The sequence below is a fragment of the Pseudomonas sp. DR48 genome (assembly GCF_019823085.1).
Lineage (GTDB): Bacteria > Pseudomonadota > Gammaproteobacteria > Pseudomonadales > Pseudomonadaceae > Aquipseudomonas.
Map to the genome: position 1 here is coordinate 5165700 of NZ_CP081946.1, position 16062 is coordinate 5181761.

Annotated in this window: 15 protein-coding genes; 11 read left to right on the plus strand and 4 right to left on the minus strand. The window is 59.3% G+C overall.

Translation table 11 applies throughout. The features are described 5' to 3' along the window. Window positions 1–63: 63 nt before the first annotated feature. Window positions 64–2319: an Orn/Lys/Arg decarboxylase N-terminal domain-containing protein gene (locus tag K5K95_RS23495; protein WP_222586343.1), complete on the plus strand. Its 2256-nt coding sequence runs from the start codon at window positions 64–66 to the stop codon at window positions 2317–2319. Between the two features lie 14 nt (window positions 2320–2333). Then, entirely contained in the window at window positions 2334–2948 is a 615-nt protein-coding gene (locus K5K95_RS23500; protein ID WP_222586344.1) for a GNAT family N-acetyltransferase, read from the plus strand. On the opposite strand, the gene K5K95_RS23505 is transcribed toward K5K95_RS23500, so the two are convergent. Together K5K95_RS23505 and K5K95_RS23510 are read right to left on the minus strand one after the other, a co-directional pair. After that, entirely contained in the window at window positions 2914–3807 is an 894-nt protein-coding gene (locus K5K95_RS23505) for a LysR substrate-binding domain-containing protein (RefSeq protein ID WP_222586345.1), read from the minus strand. The two genes, K5K95_RS23500 and K5K95_RS23505, sit on opposite strands and share 35 nt — an antisense overlap. A gap of 88 nt (window positions 3808–3895) precedes the next feature. Then, window positions 3896–4156: a hypothetical protein gene (locus tag K5K95_RS23510; protein WP_222586346.1), complete on the minus strand. Its 261-nt coding sequence runs from the start codon at window positions 4154–4156 to the stop codon at window positions 3896–3898. Window positions 4157–4329: 173 nt separating this feature from the next. On the opposite strand from K5K95_RS23510, the gene K5K95_RS23515 reads away from it, so the two are divergent. From K5K95_RS23515 to K5K95_RS23525, 3 genes are all read left to right on the plus strand, one after another. Continuing rightward, the gene (locus K5K95_RS23515) at window positions 4330–4890 is read left to right on the plus strand and encodes an NADPH-dependent FMN reductase (protein ID WP_222586347.1); all 561 of its coding nucleotides are present in this window, start codon (window positions 4330–4332) and stop codon (window positions 4888–4890) included. A 150-nt stretch (window positions 4891–5040) separates the two neighbouring features. Next, window positions 5041–5388, plus strand: coding sequence for a metalloregulator ArsR/SmtB family transcription factor (locus K5K95_RS23520; protein WP_222586348.1), 348 nt, complete (start codon window positions 5041–5043; stop codon window positions 5386–5388). A 30-nt stretch (window positions 5389–5418) separates the two neighbouring features. Further along, a complete protein-coding gene (locus tag K5K95_RS23525) occupies window positions 5419–6702 on the plus strand; it encodes an arsenic transporter (protein ID WP_222586349.1) in 1284 nt (427 codons plus the stop codon). 118 nt (window positions 6703–6820) lie between these two features. On the opposite strand, the gene K5K95_RS23530 is transcribed toward K5K95_RS23525, so the two are convergent. Then, window positions 6821–7771: a DUF1853 family protein gene (locus tag K5K95_RS23530; RefSeq protein ID WP_222586350.1), complete on the minus strand. Its 951-nt coding sequence runs from the start codon at window positions 7769–7771 to the stop codon at window positions 6821–6823. Window positions 7772–7882: 111 nt separating this feature from the next. On the opposite strand from K5K95_RS23530, the gene K5K95_RS23535 reads away from it, so the two are divergent. From K5K95_RS23535 to pepN, 6 genes are read left to right on the plus strand one after another with little or no spacing between them, the layout of a single operon-like run. Beyond that, window positions 7883–8773, plus strand: coding sequence for an NAD(+) kinase (locus K5K95_RS23535; protein ID WP_010459816.1), 891 nt, complete (start codon window positions 7883–7885; stop codon window positions 8771–8773). Then, window positions 8770–9744, plus strand: a complete 975-nt coding sequence (locus tag K5K95_RS23540) for a metallophosphoesterase (protein WP_409999735.1) — start codon at window positions 8770–8772, stop codon at window positions 9742–9744. Before K5K95_RS23535 ends, K5K95_RS23540 begins: the two co-directional genes overlap by 4 nt. Beyond that, window positions 9741–10610 carry a rhomboid family intramembrane serine protease gene (locus tag K5K95_RS23545; protein WP_222586352.1) on the plus strand — a complete coding sequence of 290 codons (870 nt, stop codon included), beginning with the start codon at window positions 9741–9743 and terminating at the stop codon, window positions 10608–10610. Before K5K95_RS23540 ends, K5K95_RS23545 begins: the two co-directional genes overlap by 4 nt. Before the next feature lie 35 nt (window positions 10611–10645). After that, window positions 10646–10906, plus strand: a complete 261-nt coding sequence (locus K5K95_RS23550) for a YeaC family protein (RefSeq protein WP_090183249.1) — start codon at window positions 10646–10648, stop codon at window positions 10904–10906. Further along, window positions 10903–11733, plus strand: coding sequence for a DUF2797 domain-containing protein (locus K5K95_RS23555; RefSeq protein WP_222586353.1), 831 nt, complete (start codon window positions 10903–10905; stop codon window positions 11731–11733). Before K5K95_RS23550 ends, K5K95_RS23555 begins: the two co-directional genes overlap by 4 nt. Window positions 11734–11743: 10 nt before the next feature. Continuing rightward, a complete protein-coding gene (gene pepN / locus K5K95_RS23560) occupies window positions 11744–14401 on the plus strand; it encodes an aminopeptidase N (protein WP_222586354.1) in 2658 nt (885 codons plus the stop codon). 394 nt (window positions 14402–14795) lie between these two features. On the opposite strand, the gene K5K95_RS23565 is transcribed toward pepN, so the two are convergent. Continuing rightward, a complete protein-coding gene (locus K5K95_RS23565; RefSeq protein ID WP_222585923.1) occupies window positions 14796–15899 on the minus strand; it encodes an IS110 family transposase in 1104 nt (367 codons plus the stop codon). Between the last annotated feature and the right edge of the window lie 163 nt (window positions 15900–16062).

Here is a 16062-nt window from a genome sequence, read left to right on the forward strand (position 1 = left end):
TTGAACCCTCTACCCTGAGGATATTGGCAGGCCGCGGCCTGCAGCCTCAGGACACTGAGTCTCATGTATAAAGATTTGAAATTCCCGGTCCTGATCGTCCACCGCGACATCAAGGCCGACACCGTTGCCGGTGACCGCGTGCGAGGCATCGCCCGGGAGCTGGAGCAGGAAGGCTTCAGCATCGTTTCGGCAGTGGATTACGCTGAGGGGCGGCTGGTCGCTTCGACCCATCACGGTCTCTCCTGCATGTTGATCGCCGCCGAAGACCCCAGCACCCACTCGCATTTGTTACACAATATGGCGGAGCTCATCGGCCTCGCACGGGTTCGTGCGCCGGACCTGCCGATCTTCGCCCTGGGTGAGCAGGTGACGCTAGAGAACGCTCCGGCCGACGCCATGGCCGAGCTCAATCAACTGCGCGGCATTCTTTATCTGTTCGAAGACACCGTGCCTTTTCTCGCCCGGCAAGTGGCCCGGGCCGCCCGCAAATACCTTGATGGTTTGCTCCCGCCGTTTTTCAAGGCGCTGGTGCAGCACACGGCTGATTCCAATTATTCCTGGCACACGCCCGGCCATGGCGGGGGAGTGGCTTATCACAAGAGTCCGGTCGGCCAGGCGTTTCATCAGTTTTTCGGCGAGAACACCCTGCGTTCGGACTTGTCGGTCTCGGTGCCGGAATTGGGTTCTTTGCTCGATCACACCGGCCCACTGGCCGAAGCCGAAGCGCGAGCCGCGCGTAATTTCGGCGCCGATCACACCTTTTTCGTGATCAATGGCACCTCGACCGCCAATAAGATCGTCTGGCATTCGATGGTCGCTCGCGATGATCTGGTGCTGGTGGACCGCAACTGCCACAAGTCGGTGTTGCACTCGATCATCATGACCGGCGCGATTCCGCTGTACCTGTGCCCGGAGCGCAATGAGCTGGGGATCATCGGCCCTATTCCGCTAAGCGAATTCAGCCGCGAATCAATCCAGGCGAAAATCGACGCCAGCCCACTGACCAAAGGCCGGGCGCCCAAGGTCAAGCTGGCGGTGGTGACCAATTCGACCTACGACGGCCTCTGTTACAACGCCGAGCTGATCAAGCAGCAACTGGGCAACAGCGTCGAAGTTTTGCATTTCGACGAAGCCTGGTACGCCTACGCGGCGTTCCATGAGTTTTTCGCCGGGCGTTACGGCATGGGCACATCCCGTAGCGACGATGGCCCGCTGGTCTTTACCACTCATTCCACGCATAAATTGCTGGCGGCGTTCAGTCAGGCCTCGATGATTCACGTCCAGGACGGCGGCGCGCGGCAACTGGATCGCGACCGTTTCAATGAAGCGTTCATGATGCACATCTCCACATCGCCGCAGTACAGCATCATCGCGTCGCTGGACGTAGCGTCGGCGATGATGGAAGGCCCGGCCGGGCGTTCGCTGTTGCAGGAAATGTTCGACGAAGCCCTGAGTTTTCGCCGGGCCCTGGCCAATCTGCGGCAACACATCGCCGCGGATGACTGGTGGTTTTCCATCTGGCAGCCGCCGTCGGTCGAAGGCATTGATCGCGTCGAGACCCAGGACTGGTTACTGCAACCCGACGCCGACTGGCATGGCTTTGGTGGCGTGACCGACGATTACGTCCTGCTTGATCCGATCAAAGTCACCCTGGTGATGCCAGGTCTGACTGCAGGCGGTGCGCTGAGTGAGCGCGGAATTCCGGCGGCGGTCGTCAGTAAGTTTCTCTGGGAACGCGGGCTGGTGGTCGAGAAGACCGGGCTGTATTCATTCCTCGTGCTGTTCTCCATGGGCATCACCAAAGGTAAATGGAGCACGCTGCTCACCGAGTTGCTTGAGTTCAAGCGCAGTTACGACGCCAACGTCAGTTTGTCGACGTGCCTGCCGTGCGTGGCGCAGCAGAATGTCGCGCGTTATCAGGGCATGGGTTTGCGTGATTTGTGCGATCAATTGCATGCCTGTTATCGCAGCAATGCCACAGCCAAACACCTCAAGCGCATGTACACCGTGTTGCCGGAAATCGCCATGAAGCCGGCTGACGCCTATGATCAATTGGTGCGCGGTGAAGTGGAGGCCGTGTCGATCGATGCGCTGGATGGACGGATCGCCGCGGTCATGCTGGTTCCGTATCCGCCTGGCATTCCGCTGATCATGCCGGGCGAACGGTTCACCGAGTCGACCCGATCGATCATCGATTACCTGTCGTTTGCTCGCACGTTCGACAGCAGCTTCCCCGGGTTTGTCGTTGATGTGCATGGACTGCAACACGAAGACGAGGGCAATGGACGGCATTACACCGTTGATTGCATCAAGGAATGAGGACCTTTCCCAGCATGCAACCGATCATGAATCCAAAATATCCAGGCCTGTCGGTGCGTGTCGCCGATGAGGGTTTTGCGCCTTATATCTGGGGCAGCGATTTCAGTTTTGAAGTCGCGGCTTATGGCGTCGCCGAAATCGGCAAACCGGTGGAGCAGTGGCGGGTGACGCCAATCACCCCGTATCGAAAGTGCTACGGCATCGATCCCGAGGAGTTCAGCAGTTTTCGCGATGCCGCCGACAGTGCGGTGTTCATGGCCTATCTCGATGACGAACCCGTCGGGCATCTGGTGATCAGCACCAACTGGAACGGATTTGCCCACATCGACGAATTGGCCGTGCATGCGCCGGCGCGGCGTCATGGTGTGGCCAAGGCGTTGCTGGATGTGGCGCAGTTCTGGAGTCGCAAGAAAAAACTGCCGGGCATCATGCTCGAAACCCAGAACAACAACCTGGGCGCCTGCCGGCTTTATGAGCGCTGTGGTTTTGTGATTGGCGGGATCGATCATCTGCGCTATCGCGGCATCGACCCCAATACCGCCGAGGTGGCGCTGTTCTGGTACCGCTTGTTCGATAATCCGTTGGAAAAACCGCTCAGCTCGAAAGCATCGCCGCGGCTTGTTCCGTGAGGATGTCCAGCAGGGTCTGAACGGCCGGAATGGGCTCGGCGTTTTTCAGCGTCAGGGCATACAGGCTGATCGGTACCGCGGGTGCCAGTGGGCAGGCGTCGAGCCCGGTCGATTTGGCGCCCAGGGCGGTAAACGGATCGACAATCGCCAGGCCTTCGCCGGCCTCGACCATGCTGCGCATCATTTGATGCGTCTGCACCCGTGTCTGAATGACGGGGGCGGGGCGCAACGCATGCAACTTGTTCTCCAGCGCCGGGCTCAGCGGGTCGTGACCTTCCAGGCCGACCATCGACTGACCGGCCAGGTCCTGCAGCGAAATGTATTTCTGTTTCGGTTGCAGCCAGCCGTGGGGCGCCAATAGCTGGAGCTTGCCTTGAGCAATCACCTGGCAATCAATGTCGGCGTGATCAGGGTCGTGCAGGCTCAGCCCCAGATCGCTTTCACGCAGCAGCAGGCTGCGGACGATGTCACGAGTCGGTTGGCTCAGCAGGGTGCAAGGCGCATCGGGAAGACGTCGGCGCAAGGCCGCGATGCTTTGTGGCAACAATTGGTGCGCCAGGGGTGGGGTGCAGATGATGCGCAGCGGATGCGCCTGATATTGCTTGAGGCTGCTGGCAAGGCGCTGCACCGGCTCAAGCGCGTCATAGACGTGGGCAATTTCGACCTGGAGTTCGCGCGCCTCACGTGTAGCTTGCAAGCGTCCACGCACGCTGGAAAACAGCATGAAACCCAACTGATCCTCGGCATCGCGCAAAAGGCTTTCAACCTCGGCCACCGGCAACTGCAGCCATTCGGCGGCAGTACCCAGGTGACCGGTCTGCAAGAGCGCGTGGATCACTTCGATATGACGTAAACGCATGCGTGAAGTCCATGTTCAGCAGGTGAGGGAGTCAGTGACTGAATCCTAACTCAAGTGCGCGCATATGACTTCTGCTCATAACGCGAAGTTATGAGGCGACGTTGGTTTCCGGCAGTTTGCCTACATGGGTGTCAGGCTCGCGCACGATGGTCACGTCCGACTGCACCAGCAGAAACTGGTTGTCATCGAGCTTTTTGACGCGGTCGCCAATGGCTAGTTTGTAGGTGGTGACAGGCGCAGAGCCAGTCAGGCCGTCTGCCGACGGGGTGGATTCCTGGAACTCATGCACGGAATAAACGCGGCCTTCCGCGTCTCTTGCATGGAACTGACCGACGAGTACTGCTGCCATCTGCTTAGAACCTCTGGAGATAAATCACTCAATTTGCGGTTCTGTAGACCGTGGTTGGGCGAGGTAAGTTTTCCTACAGGAAAAAAATAGTCAGGGACGGCTATTTCAGCAGCCCACTGATGATTCGTCATCTATAACTACATGTCTTTCCATCGAACAGTCGAGAATCTTCCATGAGCAACGTCTACACGATCGCCGTTATTGTCGGCAGCTTGAGAAAGGATTCGATCAACCGCAAGGTGGCGCTGGCTCTGGCCGACCTGGCACCGGCCAATCTCAAGCTCAATATCATTGAAATTGGTGACCTGCCGCTCTACAACGAAGACATTGACGGAACTTCTCCGCCGGCAGCCTACAGCACTTTCCGCCAACAAGTCAGTTCATCCGACGCAGTGCTGTTCGTCACCCCTGAATACAACCGCTCGGTACCGGCACCGTTGAAGAATGCCATCGATGTCGGCTCGCGTCCTTATGGCAAAAGTGCCTGGAGCGGCAAGCCCGGTGGGGTGATCAGCGCTTCACCCGGTGCTGTCGGTGGATTTGGTGCCAACCATCACTTGCGTCAGTCCATGGTGTTTCTGGATGTGCCGTGCATGCAGCAACCCGAGGCCTACCTGGGTGGCGCGGGCTCGGCGTTCGACGAGTCGGGCAAGTTGTCCGAATCGGTGAAGCCGTTCTTGCAGAACTTCATCAATGCATACGGCAAGTGGGTCGAACAGCATAAGAAAGTGTAATCAGCCCCCATGGAAAGAAACCTTTGAGGTCACGCCGATAGCCGCTGCTGGTCAGCGGCTACAGCTGGCTGCGATTCTCAGCATTCGCTTTACTGCATATTCGAAATTCCATATATTCCACGCCTCGTTTGTCCAGAGGCGTGCTTACCCATGTCCAGCTCCCGCAGTCCCGTCGATATTTTCAAGGCCCTGGCCGACGACACCCGCAGTCGAATCGCGTTGTTGATCGCCCGTGAAGGTGAGTTGTGCGTGTGTGAATTGACGGCCGGGCTCGATCTCAGTCAACCGAAAATTTCCCGCCATCTGGCGCAACTGCGCAGCAATGGCCTGTTGGCGGACCGTCGACAGGGGCAGTGGGTTTTTTATCGCCTGCACCCGGAATTATCACCGTGGGTTGTCACTCTGTTACAGCACGCGCTGGCCGATCACGCCGAGTGGCTGGCCGCTGATGTCGCCCGTTTGCAAGCAATGGCCGATCGCCCGGTACGCTGCTGCTAATTTCTGATTTCTCTTTGAAGGCTGTTTCGCATGCTCATTGCGTCGCTGATTTTTCTGCTGACCATCACCCTGGTGATCTGGCAACCCAAAGGCCTCGGTGTAGGCTGGAGCGCGGTTTTTGGTGCGGTGCTGGCCCTGATTTTCGGCGTGGTTCATCTGAGCGACATCCCGATTGTGTGGCAGATCATCTGGAATGCCACCGGCACGTTTGTGGCGCTGATCATCATCAGTCTGTTATTGGATGAAGCGGGTTTCTTTGCCTGGGCGGCCTTGCATGTGGCGCGTTGGGGGCGGGGCAGCGGACGCAAGCTGTTTGCTTATATGGTGCTGCTCGGGGCACTGGTGTCGGCGTTGTTCGCCAATGACGGCGCTGCACTGATCCTCACGCCGATCGTGATTTCCATGCTGCTGGCGTTGCGCTTTTCCCCGGCGGCCACGTTGGCGTTCGTGATGGGCGCCGGCTTCATTGCCGATACCGCGAGCCTGCCGCTGGTGGTGTCGAACCTGGTGAACATCGTTTCAGCGGACTTCTTTCACATCACCTTCAATCGTTACGCGGCGGTCATGATTCCGGTAAACGTCGTCAGTGTCGCCGCCACATTGGCGATGTTGATGTGGTTCTTCCGTCGTGACATTCCGAAGGATTACGACCCCGAACAACTGGAACATCCCGCCACGGCGATCCACGACAAGGCGACGTTTTATGCCGGGTGGGCGGTGCTGGTGATTCTGCTGCTCGGCTGTTTTGCCCTTGAACCGCTGGGTATTCCGATCAGTGCCATCTCCGCCGTGTGTGCCGCGTTGCTGCTGGCCATCGCCGCCCGTGGCCACAAGATTTCCACGCGCAAGGTCATGAAAGAAGCGCCGTGGCAGATCGTGATTTTCTCGCTGGGCATGTACCTGGTGGTGTATGGCCTGCGCAATGCCGGGCTCACCGGGTATCTGGCGGGGTGGCTGGACGGGTTTGCGCATTACGGCGTTTGGGGCGCCGCCATGGGGACTGGCGTACTGACAGCGCTGTTATCGTCGATCATGAACAACTTGCCGACGGTGCTGATCGGCTTACTGTCGATCGATGCGAGCCAGGCCACGGGCGTGGTGAAGGAAGCGATGATTTACGCCAACGTCATCGGCAGCGACCTGGGGCCGAAAATCACCCCGATTGGCAGTCTGGCGACGTTGTTGTGGCTGCATGTGCTGCAGCGCAAGAATATTCAGATTGGCTGGGGGTATTACTTCAAGGTCGGGATCGTGTTGACGTTGCCTGTTCTGTTGGTGACGTTGGCGGCGTTGGCGTTGCGGTTGTCCTTTTAGGCCAAGTCGACCCCATCGTCGGAATGCCGCCCAGAGCAGGCTCACTCCCACATTTGAACTGCATTTCCCTGTGGGAGCGAGCCTGCTCGCGATGAGGCCGGTCAAGACGCTAAAGAATTCAGCCACCGCCGGGCACATTCGGCCAAAGATCCGCCACCAGGAACAGCCGCTCGGCTTCCTCCCATTCCCCATCGGCATTTTCAGTCAGGCGCACCATCAATTGCGCTGGCGCCTGCGGTTCGAGATCGCTCAGCCAGGCATTCAACTGTTCAGTGTCCCAGGTCAGCTCTGCCGGATAATGCGCCGGCGCCAGCCAGGCGTGGCGGGGCAGGGGTTGCCAGCGACCGAATGGGCGCTGCACGACAAATTGCGCCCAGTCCTTCTGATGCAGCCAGCTACCGCGCAAATGTTGCGGATGCGCGCCGGCGGGTGGTCCGGCATGCCCGGGCCACGGATAGAGCAGGTAACCGCCCAGCCACAGATGCGCGCTGAACTGCTGGATATCCAGCGCCGCGAGTACTTCGCGGCTCTCTGGTCGAGCAGAAATCGGCAATTGATGCTGGGCCAGGTGCGCCAGTTTGCGGTCCAGCCGGTCATGACATCCTGGCCCGAGCCATTGCGCCGTGTCGTGTCCGTCGCCATTTTGCGGGCCCAGGTACAGCTTGATCGCCAGTTCCAGGTGATGCACGCCGTCGCGGTCGCGTAATAGCATGTCCAGTTCGCCGAGCGTATGGCCTTCGCGACGGATCGGCATGTTGGCCGCGATCAAGTCGATGCCCGGCGCGTGGCGCACGGCGTACTGCCACAAACGCTCGTAATACAGACCCAGTCGCCGCGTCCTGGCCTGCGCCAGCCAGTGCAGCAAGTCATAGCTGTCGCGGTCCAGTTGCCGCAGCCACTGCTCCAGCCGTTCCGGCGCCTGCACCCAGTCACTGCCGGCCAGCGGATGCCGCTGTGGCCACGGCGTTTCGCCGAGCATCGGCGGCGCGAGGATGACCCAGGCCAGGTCGCGCACTTCAGGGTGGCGCAACCGATGGGGTAACTGGAGCAAATCGGGAAATAGGATCATCTTGCGAGCATAGCCTTAATCGGAGTACATCCTTGTGGCTGAAAGGATTTTGTCTATCCCGCGCTTTCGCCCATAATCGTGTTTTTCGCCGTCACAGACCTCAGGGGCCCCATGGAGCAATTTCGTAATATCGGCATCATCGGTCGCCTGGGCAGTTCGCAGGTGCTGGATACCGTCCGCCGACTGAAACGCTTTCTGCTCGATCGTCATCTGCACGTGATCCTCGAAGACACCATCGCCGAAGTCCTGCCCGGCCATGGCCTGCAAACCTCGTCACGCAAGATGCTCGGCGAAGTCTGTGACATGGTGATTGTGGTCGGCGGCGACGGCAGCCTGCTTGGCGCCGCGCGTGCCTTGGCCCGACACAATATCCCGGTGCTTGGCATCAACCGGGGCAGCCTGGGTTTCCTGACCGATATTCGCCCCGATGAGCTGGAAGTCAAAGTCGCCGAAGTGCTCGACGGCCACTACCTGGTGGAAAACCGCTTCCTGCTGCAAGCCGAAGTCCGCCGCCATGCCGAGGCCATAGGCCAGGGCGATGCGCTGAATGATGTGGTGCTGCACCCCGGCAAATCCACGCGCATGATCGAGTTCGAGCTGTACATCGACGGCCAGTTCGTCTGCAGCCAGAAGGCCGACGGCCTGATCGTCGCCACGCCCACCGGTTCGACCGCCTACGCGCTGTCGGCGGGCGGGCCGATCATGCACCCCAAGCTTGACGCTATTGTGATTGTGCCGATGTACCCCCATACCTTGTCAGGCAGGCCAATTGTGGTCGATGGCAACAGTGAGCTGAAAATCGTCGTGTCCAAAGATATGCAGATCTACCCGCAAGTCTCCTGTGACGGGCAGAACCATTTCACCTGCGCGCCGGGTGACACCATCACCATCAGCAAAAAGGCCCAGAAACTGCGGCTGATTCATCCGCTCGACCACAATTACTATGAAGTCTGCCGGACCAAGCTCGGCTGGGGCAGTCGGTTGGGTGGTGGAGGCGACTGATGCTCGATCCCGCGCGTAGCTACGACCTGATCGGTGACGTGCACGGTTGCGCTCTGACCCTTGAGCACTTGCTCGACCAGCTCGGTTATCGCAAACAAGGTGGCGTCTGGCGACACCCGTCACGCATGGCGGTGTTCGTTGGCGACATCATCGACCGCGGCCCGCGGATCCGTGAGGCGCTGTACATCGTCCACGACATGGTCGAGGCCGGCCAGGCGCTGTGCATCATGGGCAACCATGAATTCAACGCGCTCGGCTGGGCCACTCCCGCGCTTCCGGGCAGCGGCAAGCAGTTCGTGCGCGAACACACGCCACGTCATGCACGCTTGCTGGGTGAAACCCTGACTCAATTCGAACAGCATCCCGGCGACTGGCATGATTTCCAGCAATGGTTCTACCAATTGCCCCTGTTCGTCGACGCCGGACGCTTTCGCGTGGTGCACGCCTGCTGGGATTCGGGCTTGATCGAACCGTTGCGCGCGCTGTTTCCCAACGGGTGCATCGACGAACATTTCCTCCAGGCTTCGGCCGTGCCGGGCAGTTTCGCCTGCACCGTGTTCGACCGCTTGCTGCGCGGCACTGACATGCGCTTGCCTGACGGTTTGACCATGACCAGCGGCGATGGCCTGACGCGCTCGTTCTTTCGCACCAAGTTCTGGGAAGACGACCCGCAAACCTACGGAGATATTGTGTTCCAGCCTGACGCCTTGCCTGAGCCCGTGGCCCGAAAGCCACTGTCTTCCACGGAAAAAAACACCTTGTTGCGCTACGGCGTCGATGAGCCGTTGCTGTTCGTCGGCCACTATTGGCGCAGCGGCAAACCGACACCGATCCGTCCGAACCTGGCCTGCCTGGACTACAGCGCGGTGCTCTACGGCAAACTGGTCGCCTATCGCCTGGATCAGGAAACCCGGCTCGATCCGCACAAATTCGTCTGGGTCGATGTCGAGCGGCCGGAGGTGCTGCAATGAGTGTGGTGGCCGTACTGCGTCTGCCGTTGGCGGTGGATTTGAGCGGGTTCGTCAAACTGCTGCAGCGCATGCAAGTGCCGCATCGCGTCAGCGAAGAAGCAGGCGAGCAGGTGCTGTGGGTGCCGGCCAATATCAGCGAAGACGTGCGTTCCCTGTACGAACGCTTTCCGGAAGGTGACCCTGATCAGCAACTGGACATTCCGGTGGCGCACACCAACAAGCGGCCCGGTTTTGTGGAGCAACTGCGTCACGCCAGGGCGACCGGGTTGGTGCTGCTGTTGAGCCTGATTGTCGGCGCCGTGACGCTGCTGGGTGAAAACCTCGACACGATGCGCTGGCTGACCTTCCTCGATTTCCGCGTTGTTGGCGACTACATCCATTTCGTGCCGCTGGCTGACAGCCTGGCGGCAGGGCAGTGGTGGCGTCTGGTGACGCCGATGTTGATCCACTTCGGCATCCTGCACCTGGCCATGAACGGCATGTGGTATTGGGAGCTGGGGCGGCGCATCGAGTCGCGCCAGGGCAGCATCAACCTGATCGGCCTGACCATGCTGTTCAGCCTGGTCTCCAACTACGCCCAGTATTATTTCAGCGGCCCGACCCTGTTCGGCGGGTTGTCCGGGGTGCTGTACGGCTTGCTCGGGCATTGCTGGATCTTCCAGCTGCTGTCGCCGAACCCGGCTTATCGCCTGCCGCGCGGCGTGCTGGTGATGATGCTGGTGTGGCTGGTGCTGTGTATGTCCGGGCTGGTCTCGATGATCGGCTTCGGTGAAATTGCCAATGCCGCCCACGTCGGCGGGTTGCTCGTCGGATGCTTGACCGGTTTGTTGGGTGGTTTGTACAACCGCCGTAAACTGGCCGTCTGAAACCGTTATGTGAATTTAAGTGCGCGGAGCTCTTGATGTCCTCTTTTAACGAAATGATCCAAAACATCACCCCCGATATCTACCAGAGCCTGAAACTGGCGGTGGAAATCGGCAAATGGTCCGACGGTGGCAAGCTCACCGCCGAGCAACGCGAACTGTCGTTGCAGGCGATGATTGCCTGGGAAATCCAGAACCTTCCCGAGGAAGAGCGTACCGGCTACATGGGGCCGCAGGAGTGCAGCTCGAAGTCGATCAGCGTGCCCAATATCCTGTTCAAATCGGATGCCGTCCATTGATTGAGATTGGCCGCGGTGCAATCAGCAAAATGTCGGCGCGCCTTGACGGGCCGAACGTGCAATACGCGTTTCGTCTGGATGACGTCGAGGTCCCGGTCAATCCATTGATCGGCAGCACGGTGCGTCTGGAATACCTGGGGGCGATTTTTTGCTCCCATTGCGGACGCAAGACCAAAACCAGTTTCAGCCAGGGTTACTGCTACCCGTGCATGACCAAACTGGCCCAGTGCGACCTCTGCATCATGAGTCCGGAGCGTTGCCATTATGACGCCGGCACTTGCCGTGAGCCGGAGTGGGGCGAGAAGTTCTGCATGACCGATCACATTGTGTATCTGTCCAATTCTTCCGGAGTGAAAGTCGGGATCACCCGCGCCACCCAGCTTCCAACCCGCTGGATCGACCAGGGCGCGCGTCAGGCGCTACCGATCATGCGTGTGTCGACGCGCCAGCAATCGGGCTTTGTCGAAGACCTGTTTCGCAGTCAGGTCGCGGACAAGACCAACTGGCGTGCCCTGCTCAAGGGCGATGCGATTTCGGTGGACCTGGCTCAGGTTCGTGATCAATTGTTTGAAAGCTGTGCCGAAGGTTTGCAGGGTTTGCAGGAACGATTTGGCCTACAGGCAATCCAGACCATTGCCGACGTGGAAACCCTCGAAATCCGCTATCCGGTCGAGCAATACCCGGCCAAGATTGTCAGCTTCAACCTGGACAAGAATCCGATTGCCGAAGGCACGCTGTTGGGGGTCAAGGGCCAATACCTGATTTTCGACACTGGCGTGATCAATATTCGTAAGTACACGGCTTATCAGCTCGCCGTGCATCAGTAAGGACTCCAGCATGCGCACCGAACAACCGAAGATGATTTACCTGAAGGACTATCAGGCGCCCGAGTACCTGATCGACGAGACGCACCTGACCTTCGAGTTGTTCGAGGACCATAGCCTGGTCCATGCGCAACTGGTGATGCGCCGCAATCCTGAGCGTGGCCCGGGCTTGCCGCCGCTGGTCCTCGACGGCCAGCAGCTGGAGCTGTTGACGGTCAACCTGGCCGACCGCGAGCTTGGCATTGGCGACTATGAGCTGACCGAAAATCATCTGACGCTGCAGCCGTTGAGCGAACGCTTCACGGTCGACACCAGCGTGCGCATTCACCCGGAAACCAACACCGCGCTGGAAGGCTTGTACAAATCCAGCGGGATGTTCTGCACCCAGTGCGAGGCCGAAGGTTTCCGCAAGATCACCTATTACCTTGACCGCCCGGACGTGATGAGCAAGTTCACCACCACGGTGGTCGCCGAGCAGCACAGCTATCCGGTGCTGCTGTCCAACGGCAACCCGATTGCCAGTGGTCCTGGCGAAGATGGCCGTCACTGGGCGACCTGGGAAGACCCGTTCATGAAGCCGGCGTACCTGTTTGCGCTGGTGGCCGGTGATTTGTGGTGTGTTGAAGACACCTTCACCACCATGACCGAGCGCTCCGTGGCGCTGCGCATCTATGTCGAGCCGGAAAACATCGACAAGTGCCAGCACGCGATGAACAGCTTGAAGAAGTCGATGCGTTGGGACGAAGAGGTTTACGGTCGCGAGTACGACCTGGACATCTTCATGATCGTTGCGGTCAACGACTTCAACATGGGCGCGATGGAGAACAAGGGCCTCAACATCTTCAACTCCAGCGCCGTGCTGGCCCGCGCCGAAACCGCGACCGACGCTGCGCACCAGCGTGTCGAAGCGATCGTCGCTCACGAATACTTCCACAACTGGTCGGGCAACCGCGTCACCTGCCGCGACTGGTTCCAGTTGTCGCTGAAGGAAGGTTTCACCGTATTCCGCGATTCCGGTTTCTCCGCCGACATGAACTCGGCCACCGTGAAACGCATCCAGGACGTGGCGTACCTGCGTACCCACCAGTTCGCCGAAGACGCGGGTCCCATGGCCCACGCCGTGCGTCCGGACAGCTTCATCGAGATTTCCAACTTCTACACCCTGACCGTGTACGAAAAGGGTTCGGAAGTCGTGGGCATGATCCATACCTTGCTCGGCGCCGAAGGGTTCCGCAAAGGCAGCGACCTGTATTTCGATCGCCATGACGGCCAGGCCGTGACGTGCGATGACTTCATCAAGGCCATGGAAGACGCCAACGGTGTCGACCTGACCCAATTCAAGCGCTGGTACAGCCAGGCCGGCACACCGCGCCTGGCGGTCAGCGAGTCTTACGATGCGGCGGCGAAAACCTACAGCCTGACCTTCCGCCAGAGCTGCCCGCCGACCCCGGACAAGGTCGAGAAGTTGCCATTCGTGATTCCGGTGGAACTGGGCCTGCTGGACGCCAAAGGCGCGGCAATCGCGTTGCGTCTTGCCGGTGAAGACCGCGCTCAAGGCACATCACGGGTCATTTCGGTGACTGAAGCCGAGCAGACATTCACCTTCATCGACATCGCTGAACAGCCGCTGCCTTCGCTGCTGCGCGGGTTCTCGGCGCCAGTGAAACTGAGCTTCCCGTATAACCGTGATCAGCTGATGTTCCTGATGCAGCACGACAGCGATGGTTTCAACCGCTGGGATGCCGGTCAGCAACTGTCGGTCCAGGTGTTGCAGGAGTTGATTGCTCAGCAGCAGAAGGGCGAGAAACTGGTGCTGGATCAGCGCCTGATTTCTGCTCTGCGCACTGTGCTGTCCGACGAGACGCTGGACCAGGCGATGGTTGCGGAAATGCTCTCGCTGCCGGGCGAGGCGTACCTGACTGAAATCAGCGAAGTGGCGGATGTCGACGCCATTCACATCGCTCGCGAGTTTGCTCGCAAGCAATTGGCTGATGGTTTGTTCGAGGCGTTGTGGTTGCGTTATCAGGCCAATCGTGATCTCTCGAAGAAAACTCCGTACGTGGCCGAGGCCGAGCATTTCGCTCGTCGTGCGTTGCAGAATATTGCGCTGTCGTACTTGATGCTTAGCGGCAAGCCGGAAGTCCTGGCGGCGACGCTGGAGCAGTTCGAGACCAGCGACAACATGACCGAGCGCCTGACGGCGTTGGCGGTGTTGGTGAATTCGCCGTTCGAAGACGAGAAGGCCAAGGCGTTGGCGAGTTTTGCCGAGCACTTCAAGGACAATCCGCTGGTCATGGATCAGTGGTTCAGTGTTCAGGCGGGCAGTACGTTGCCGGGTGGTCTGGAGCGGGTTCGTCAGTTGATGCAGCATCCGGCGTTCAATATCAAGAACCCGAACAAGGTGCGGGCGCTGGTCGGTGCGTTTGCCGGGCAGAACCTGATCAATTTCCATGCGGCGGATGGTTCGGGGTATCGGTTCCTGGCGGATCTGGTGATTGAGTTGAACGGGTTTAATCCGCAGATTGCTTCGCGTCAGTTGGCGCCGCTGACTCGCTGGCGCAAATATGATGATGCGCGTCAGGCGTTGATGAAAGGTGAGCTGGAGCGGATTCGTGCTTCTGGGCAGCTTTCCAGTGATGTGTTTGAGGTGGTCAGTAAAAGTCTGGCTTGAGGTTGGTTTGGGTTCCCACAGGTGTTCACTCGAACCCTGTGGGAGTGAGCTTGCTCGCGATGGCGGCTTGATAGCCGACCATGTTGTTCTTGGTGTACATATCCGTTGCTGCGGTAACGGCGGCTTAGGGTTTCGCCCTTATGTATGGACTCGCCCACACTGACTACCTGCTTTTCAAACACTGCTACCCGGTTGCATTTATGTATAAGGCCTGTCCGAGGACGCTGTCTTGAGCTTCTGGCCAACATTGGTTGAGCTCGCGGTATGCCGATTACGTGCAGGCCTCGAAGGCCGGTAAGGGCGCAGGCATCGATCCGCGACGGTCTGACCTGGGTTCAATGTTTTCTAGCAGGGGCTGGAGCGCCGTGACGCCCCGGTGGCAGAACGCTTTTGATCAATGACTTGGCGCAGCTGGCCGGCCATCGGCCGGTTGGCTGCGGTAAGTCTGGTCATTTTGTAGCAGCACCCAAACGATTCGAAAGTTGCGATTCGCCAAGCGTATCGCCGCTTCCTTGCGGCCCAGTCGCTCCTGCCAACGTTGCAACCGACGATCGTCGGGCTGCTCTGAATCCGGGCGTAAATGCCTCAATACCGCGTGAGCGCCTTGCACCATCAGGCTGCGCACATAGCTGTCGCCTCGTTTGCTCATCCTGCCCAGGCGGACCCTCTGCCCACTGCTGTTCTGCTCAGGCACCATGCCAAAGTAGGCGGCGAACTGACGTGCATTGGCAAAGCGTTCCGGGTCGGTTTGCTTGGCCAAAAGCGCGGTGGCGATGATCGGGCCGATACCGCGTACGCTCATCAGTCGCCGGGCTGTTTTATCCTCGTTCGCGGCATTCTCCAGGCGACCGCTCAGCACGTTGATCCGCTCGCCCAGCTGACGCCATTCGCCCAGCAGCTCGTCGACCAGCTCGCGCAACATGTCGGGCAAGGGTTGTGTCGCGTCTTCCAGCACCCTAGGCAGGGTCTGATTGATGGCGGCATCACCTTGGGCCAGGGTGATGCCGTGCTCCATTAGCAAGCCCCGCATCTGGTTGCTCATGGCTGTACGCCGACGGACATAACCTTGCCGGGCACGGTGCAAGGCCTGCATGGCCAGTGCGGTGGCGCTTTTGATGGGGACTGCCGCAATTTTGCTGTCGCGCCCGGCGCGCAATATGGCTTGGGCATCATTACGATCATTTTTGGCGCCGCTGCGGTGCTTGGCCACAAGCTGTGCTGGAAGAATCCGCGCCAGACTGCCCTGAGCCTGTAGCTGGCGCGCCCATGCTTGAGCGCCTGGTCCTGTTTCCATCAGCACCACTATGGTTGGCGGGAGTTGGCGCAGAAAGGTATGAAAGGCTTCACGCGACTTGATTCGTTCTTCGTAAAGCACCTGGCCAAGGGCATTTTCCCCCGCGATCTGGAATACCTGTTTGGCAAGATCGACCGCCACCGTGGTGCAGGTCGATAGATCGGTGGAAGACAGGGACTGTTTAACCGTCGTATGCTTTTTCATGGATTCGCCCTCGCTGTCGGTGGCTTTTTAGACTGCCCCCGTGGCGCATTGACGCCTCGGCGCGGGCGAGTCCATCCAATTACGGCGACTCACTTTTTTTACAAACGCCTAAAAAAAGTAAGCAAAAAAACGCTTGCTCCTACGTTCGGCCCGCTCGCTGAGG

What these genes read in the sequence shown, in the direction of transcription:
- pepN (WP_222586354.1), top strand. Translation starts at nt 11,744, where the DNA reads ATGCGCACCGAACAACCGAAGATGATTTACCTGAAGGACTATCAGGCG.
- K5K95_RS23515 (WP_222586347.1), top strand. Translation starts at nt 4,330, where the DNA reads ATGAGCAACGTCTACACGATCGCCGTTATTGTCGGCAGCTTGAGAAAG.
- K5K95_RS23500 (WP_222586344.1), top strand. Translation starts at nt 2,334, where the DNA reads ATGCAACCGATCATGAATCCAAAATATCCAGGCCTGTCGGTGCGTGTC.
- K5K95_RS23525 (WP_222586349.1), top strand. Translation starts at nt 5,419, where the DNA reads ATGCTCATTGCGTCGCTGATTTTTCTGCTGACCATCACCCTGGTGATC.
- K5K95_RS23545 (WP_222586352.1), top strand. Translation starts at nt 9,741, where the DNA reads ATGAGTGTGGTGGCCGTACTGCGTCTGCCGTTGGCGGTGGATTTGAGC.
- K5K95_RS23495 (WP_222586343.1), top strand. Translation starts at nt 64, where the DNA reads ATGTATAAAGATTTGAAATTCCCGGTCCTGATCGTCCACCGCGACATC.
- K5K95_RS23565 (WP_222585923.1), bottom strand. Translation starts at nt 15,899, where the DNA reads ATGAAAAAGCATACGACGGTTAAACAGTCCCTGTCTTCCACCGATCTA.
- K5K95_RS23505 (WP_222586345.1), bottom strand. Translation starts at nt 3,807, where the DNA reads ATGCGTTTACGTCATATCGAAGTGATCCACGCGCTCTTGCAGACCGGT.
- K5K95_RS23535 (WP_010459816.1), top strand. Translation starts at nt 7,883, where the DNA reads ATGGAGCAATTTCGTAATATCGGCATCATCGGTCGCCTGGGCAGTTCG.
- K5K95_RS23510 (WP_222586346.1), bottom strand. Translation starts at nt 4,156, where the DNA reads ATGGCAGCAGTACTCGTCGGTCAGTTCCATGCAAGAGACGCGGAAGGC.
- K5K95_RS23520 (WP_222586348.1), top strand. Translation starts at nt 5,041, where the DNA reads ATGTCCAGCTCCCGCAGTCCCGTCGATATTTTCAAGGCCCTGGCCGAC.
- K5K95_RS23550 (WP_090183249.1), top strand. Translation starts at nt 10,646, where the DNA reads ATGTCCTCTTTTAACGAAATGATCCAAAACATCACCCCCGATATCTAC.
- K5K95_RS23530 (WP_222586350.1), bottom strand. Translation starts at nt 7,771, where the DNA reads ATGATCCTATTTCCCGATTTGCTCCAGTTACCCCATCGGTTGCGCCAC.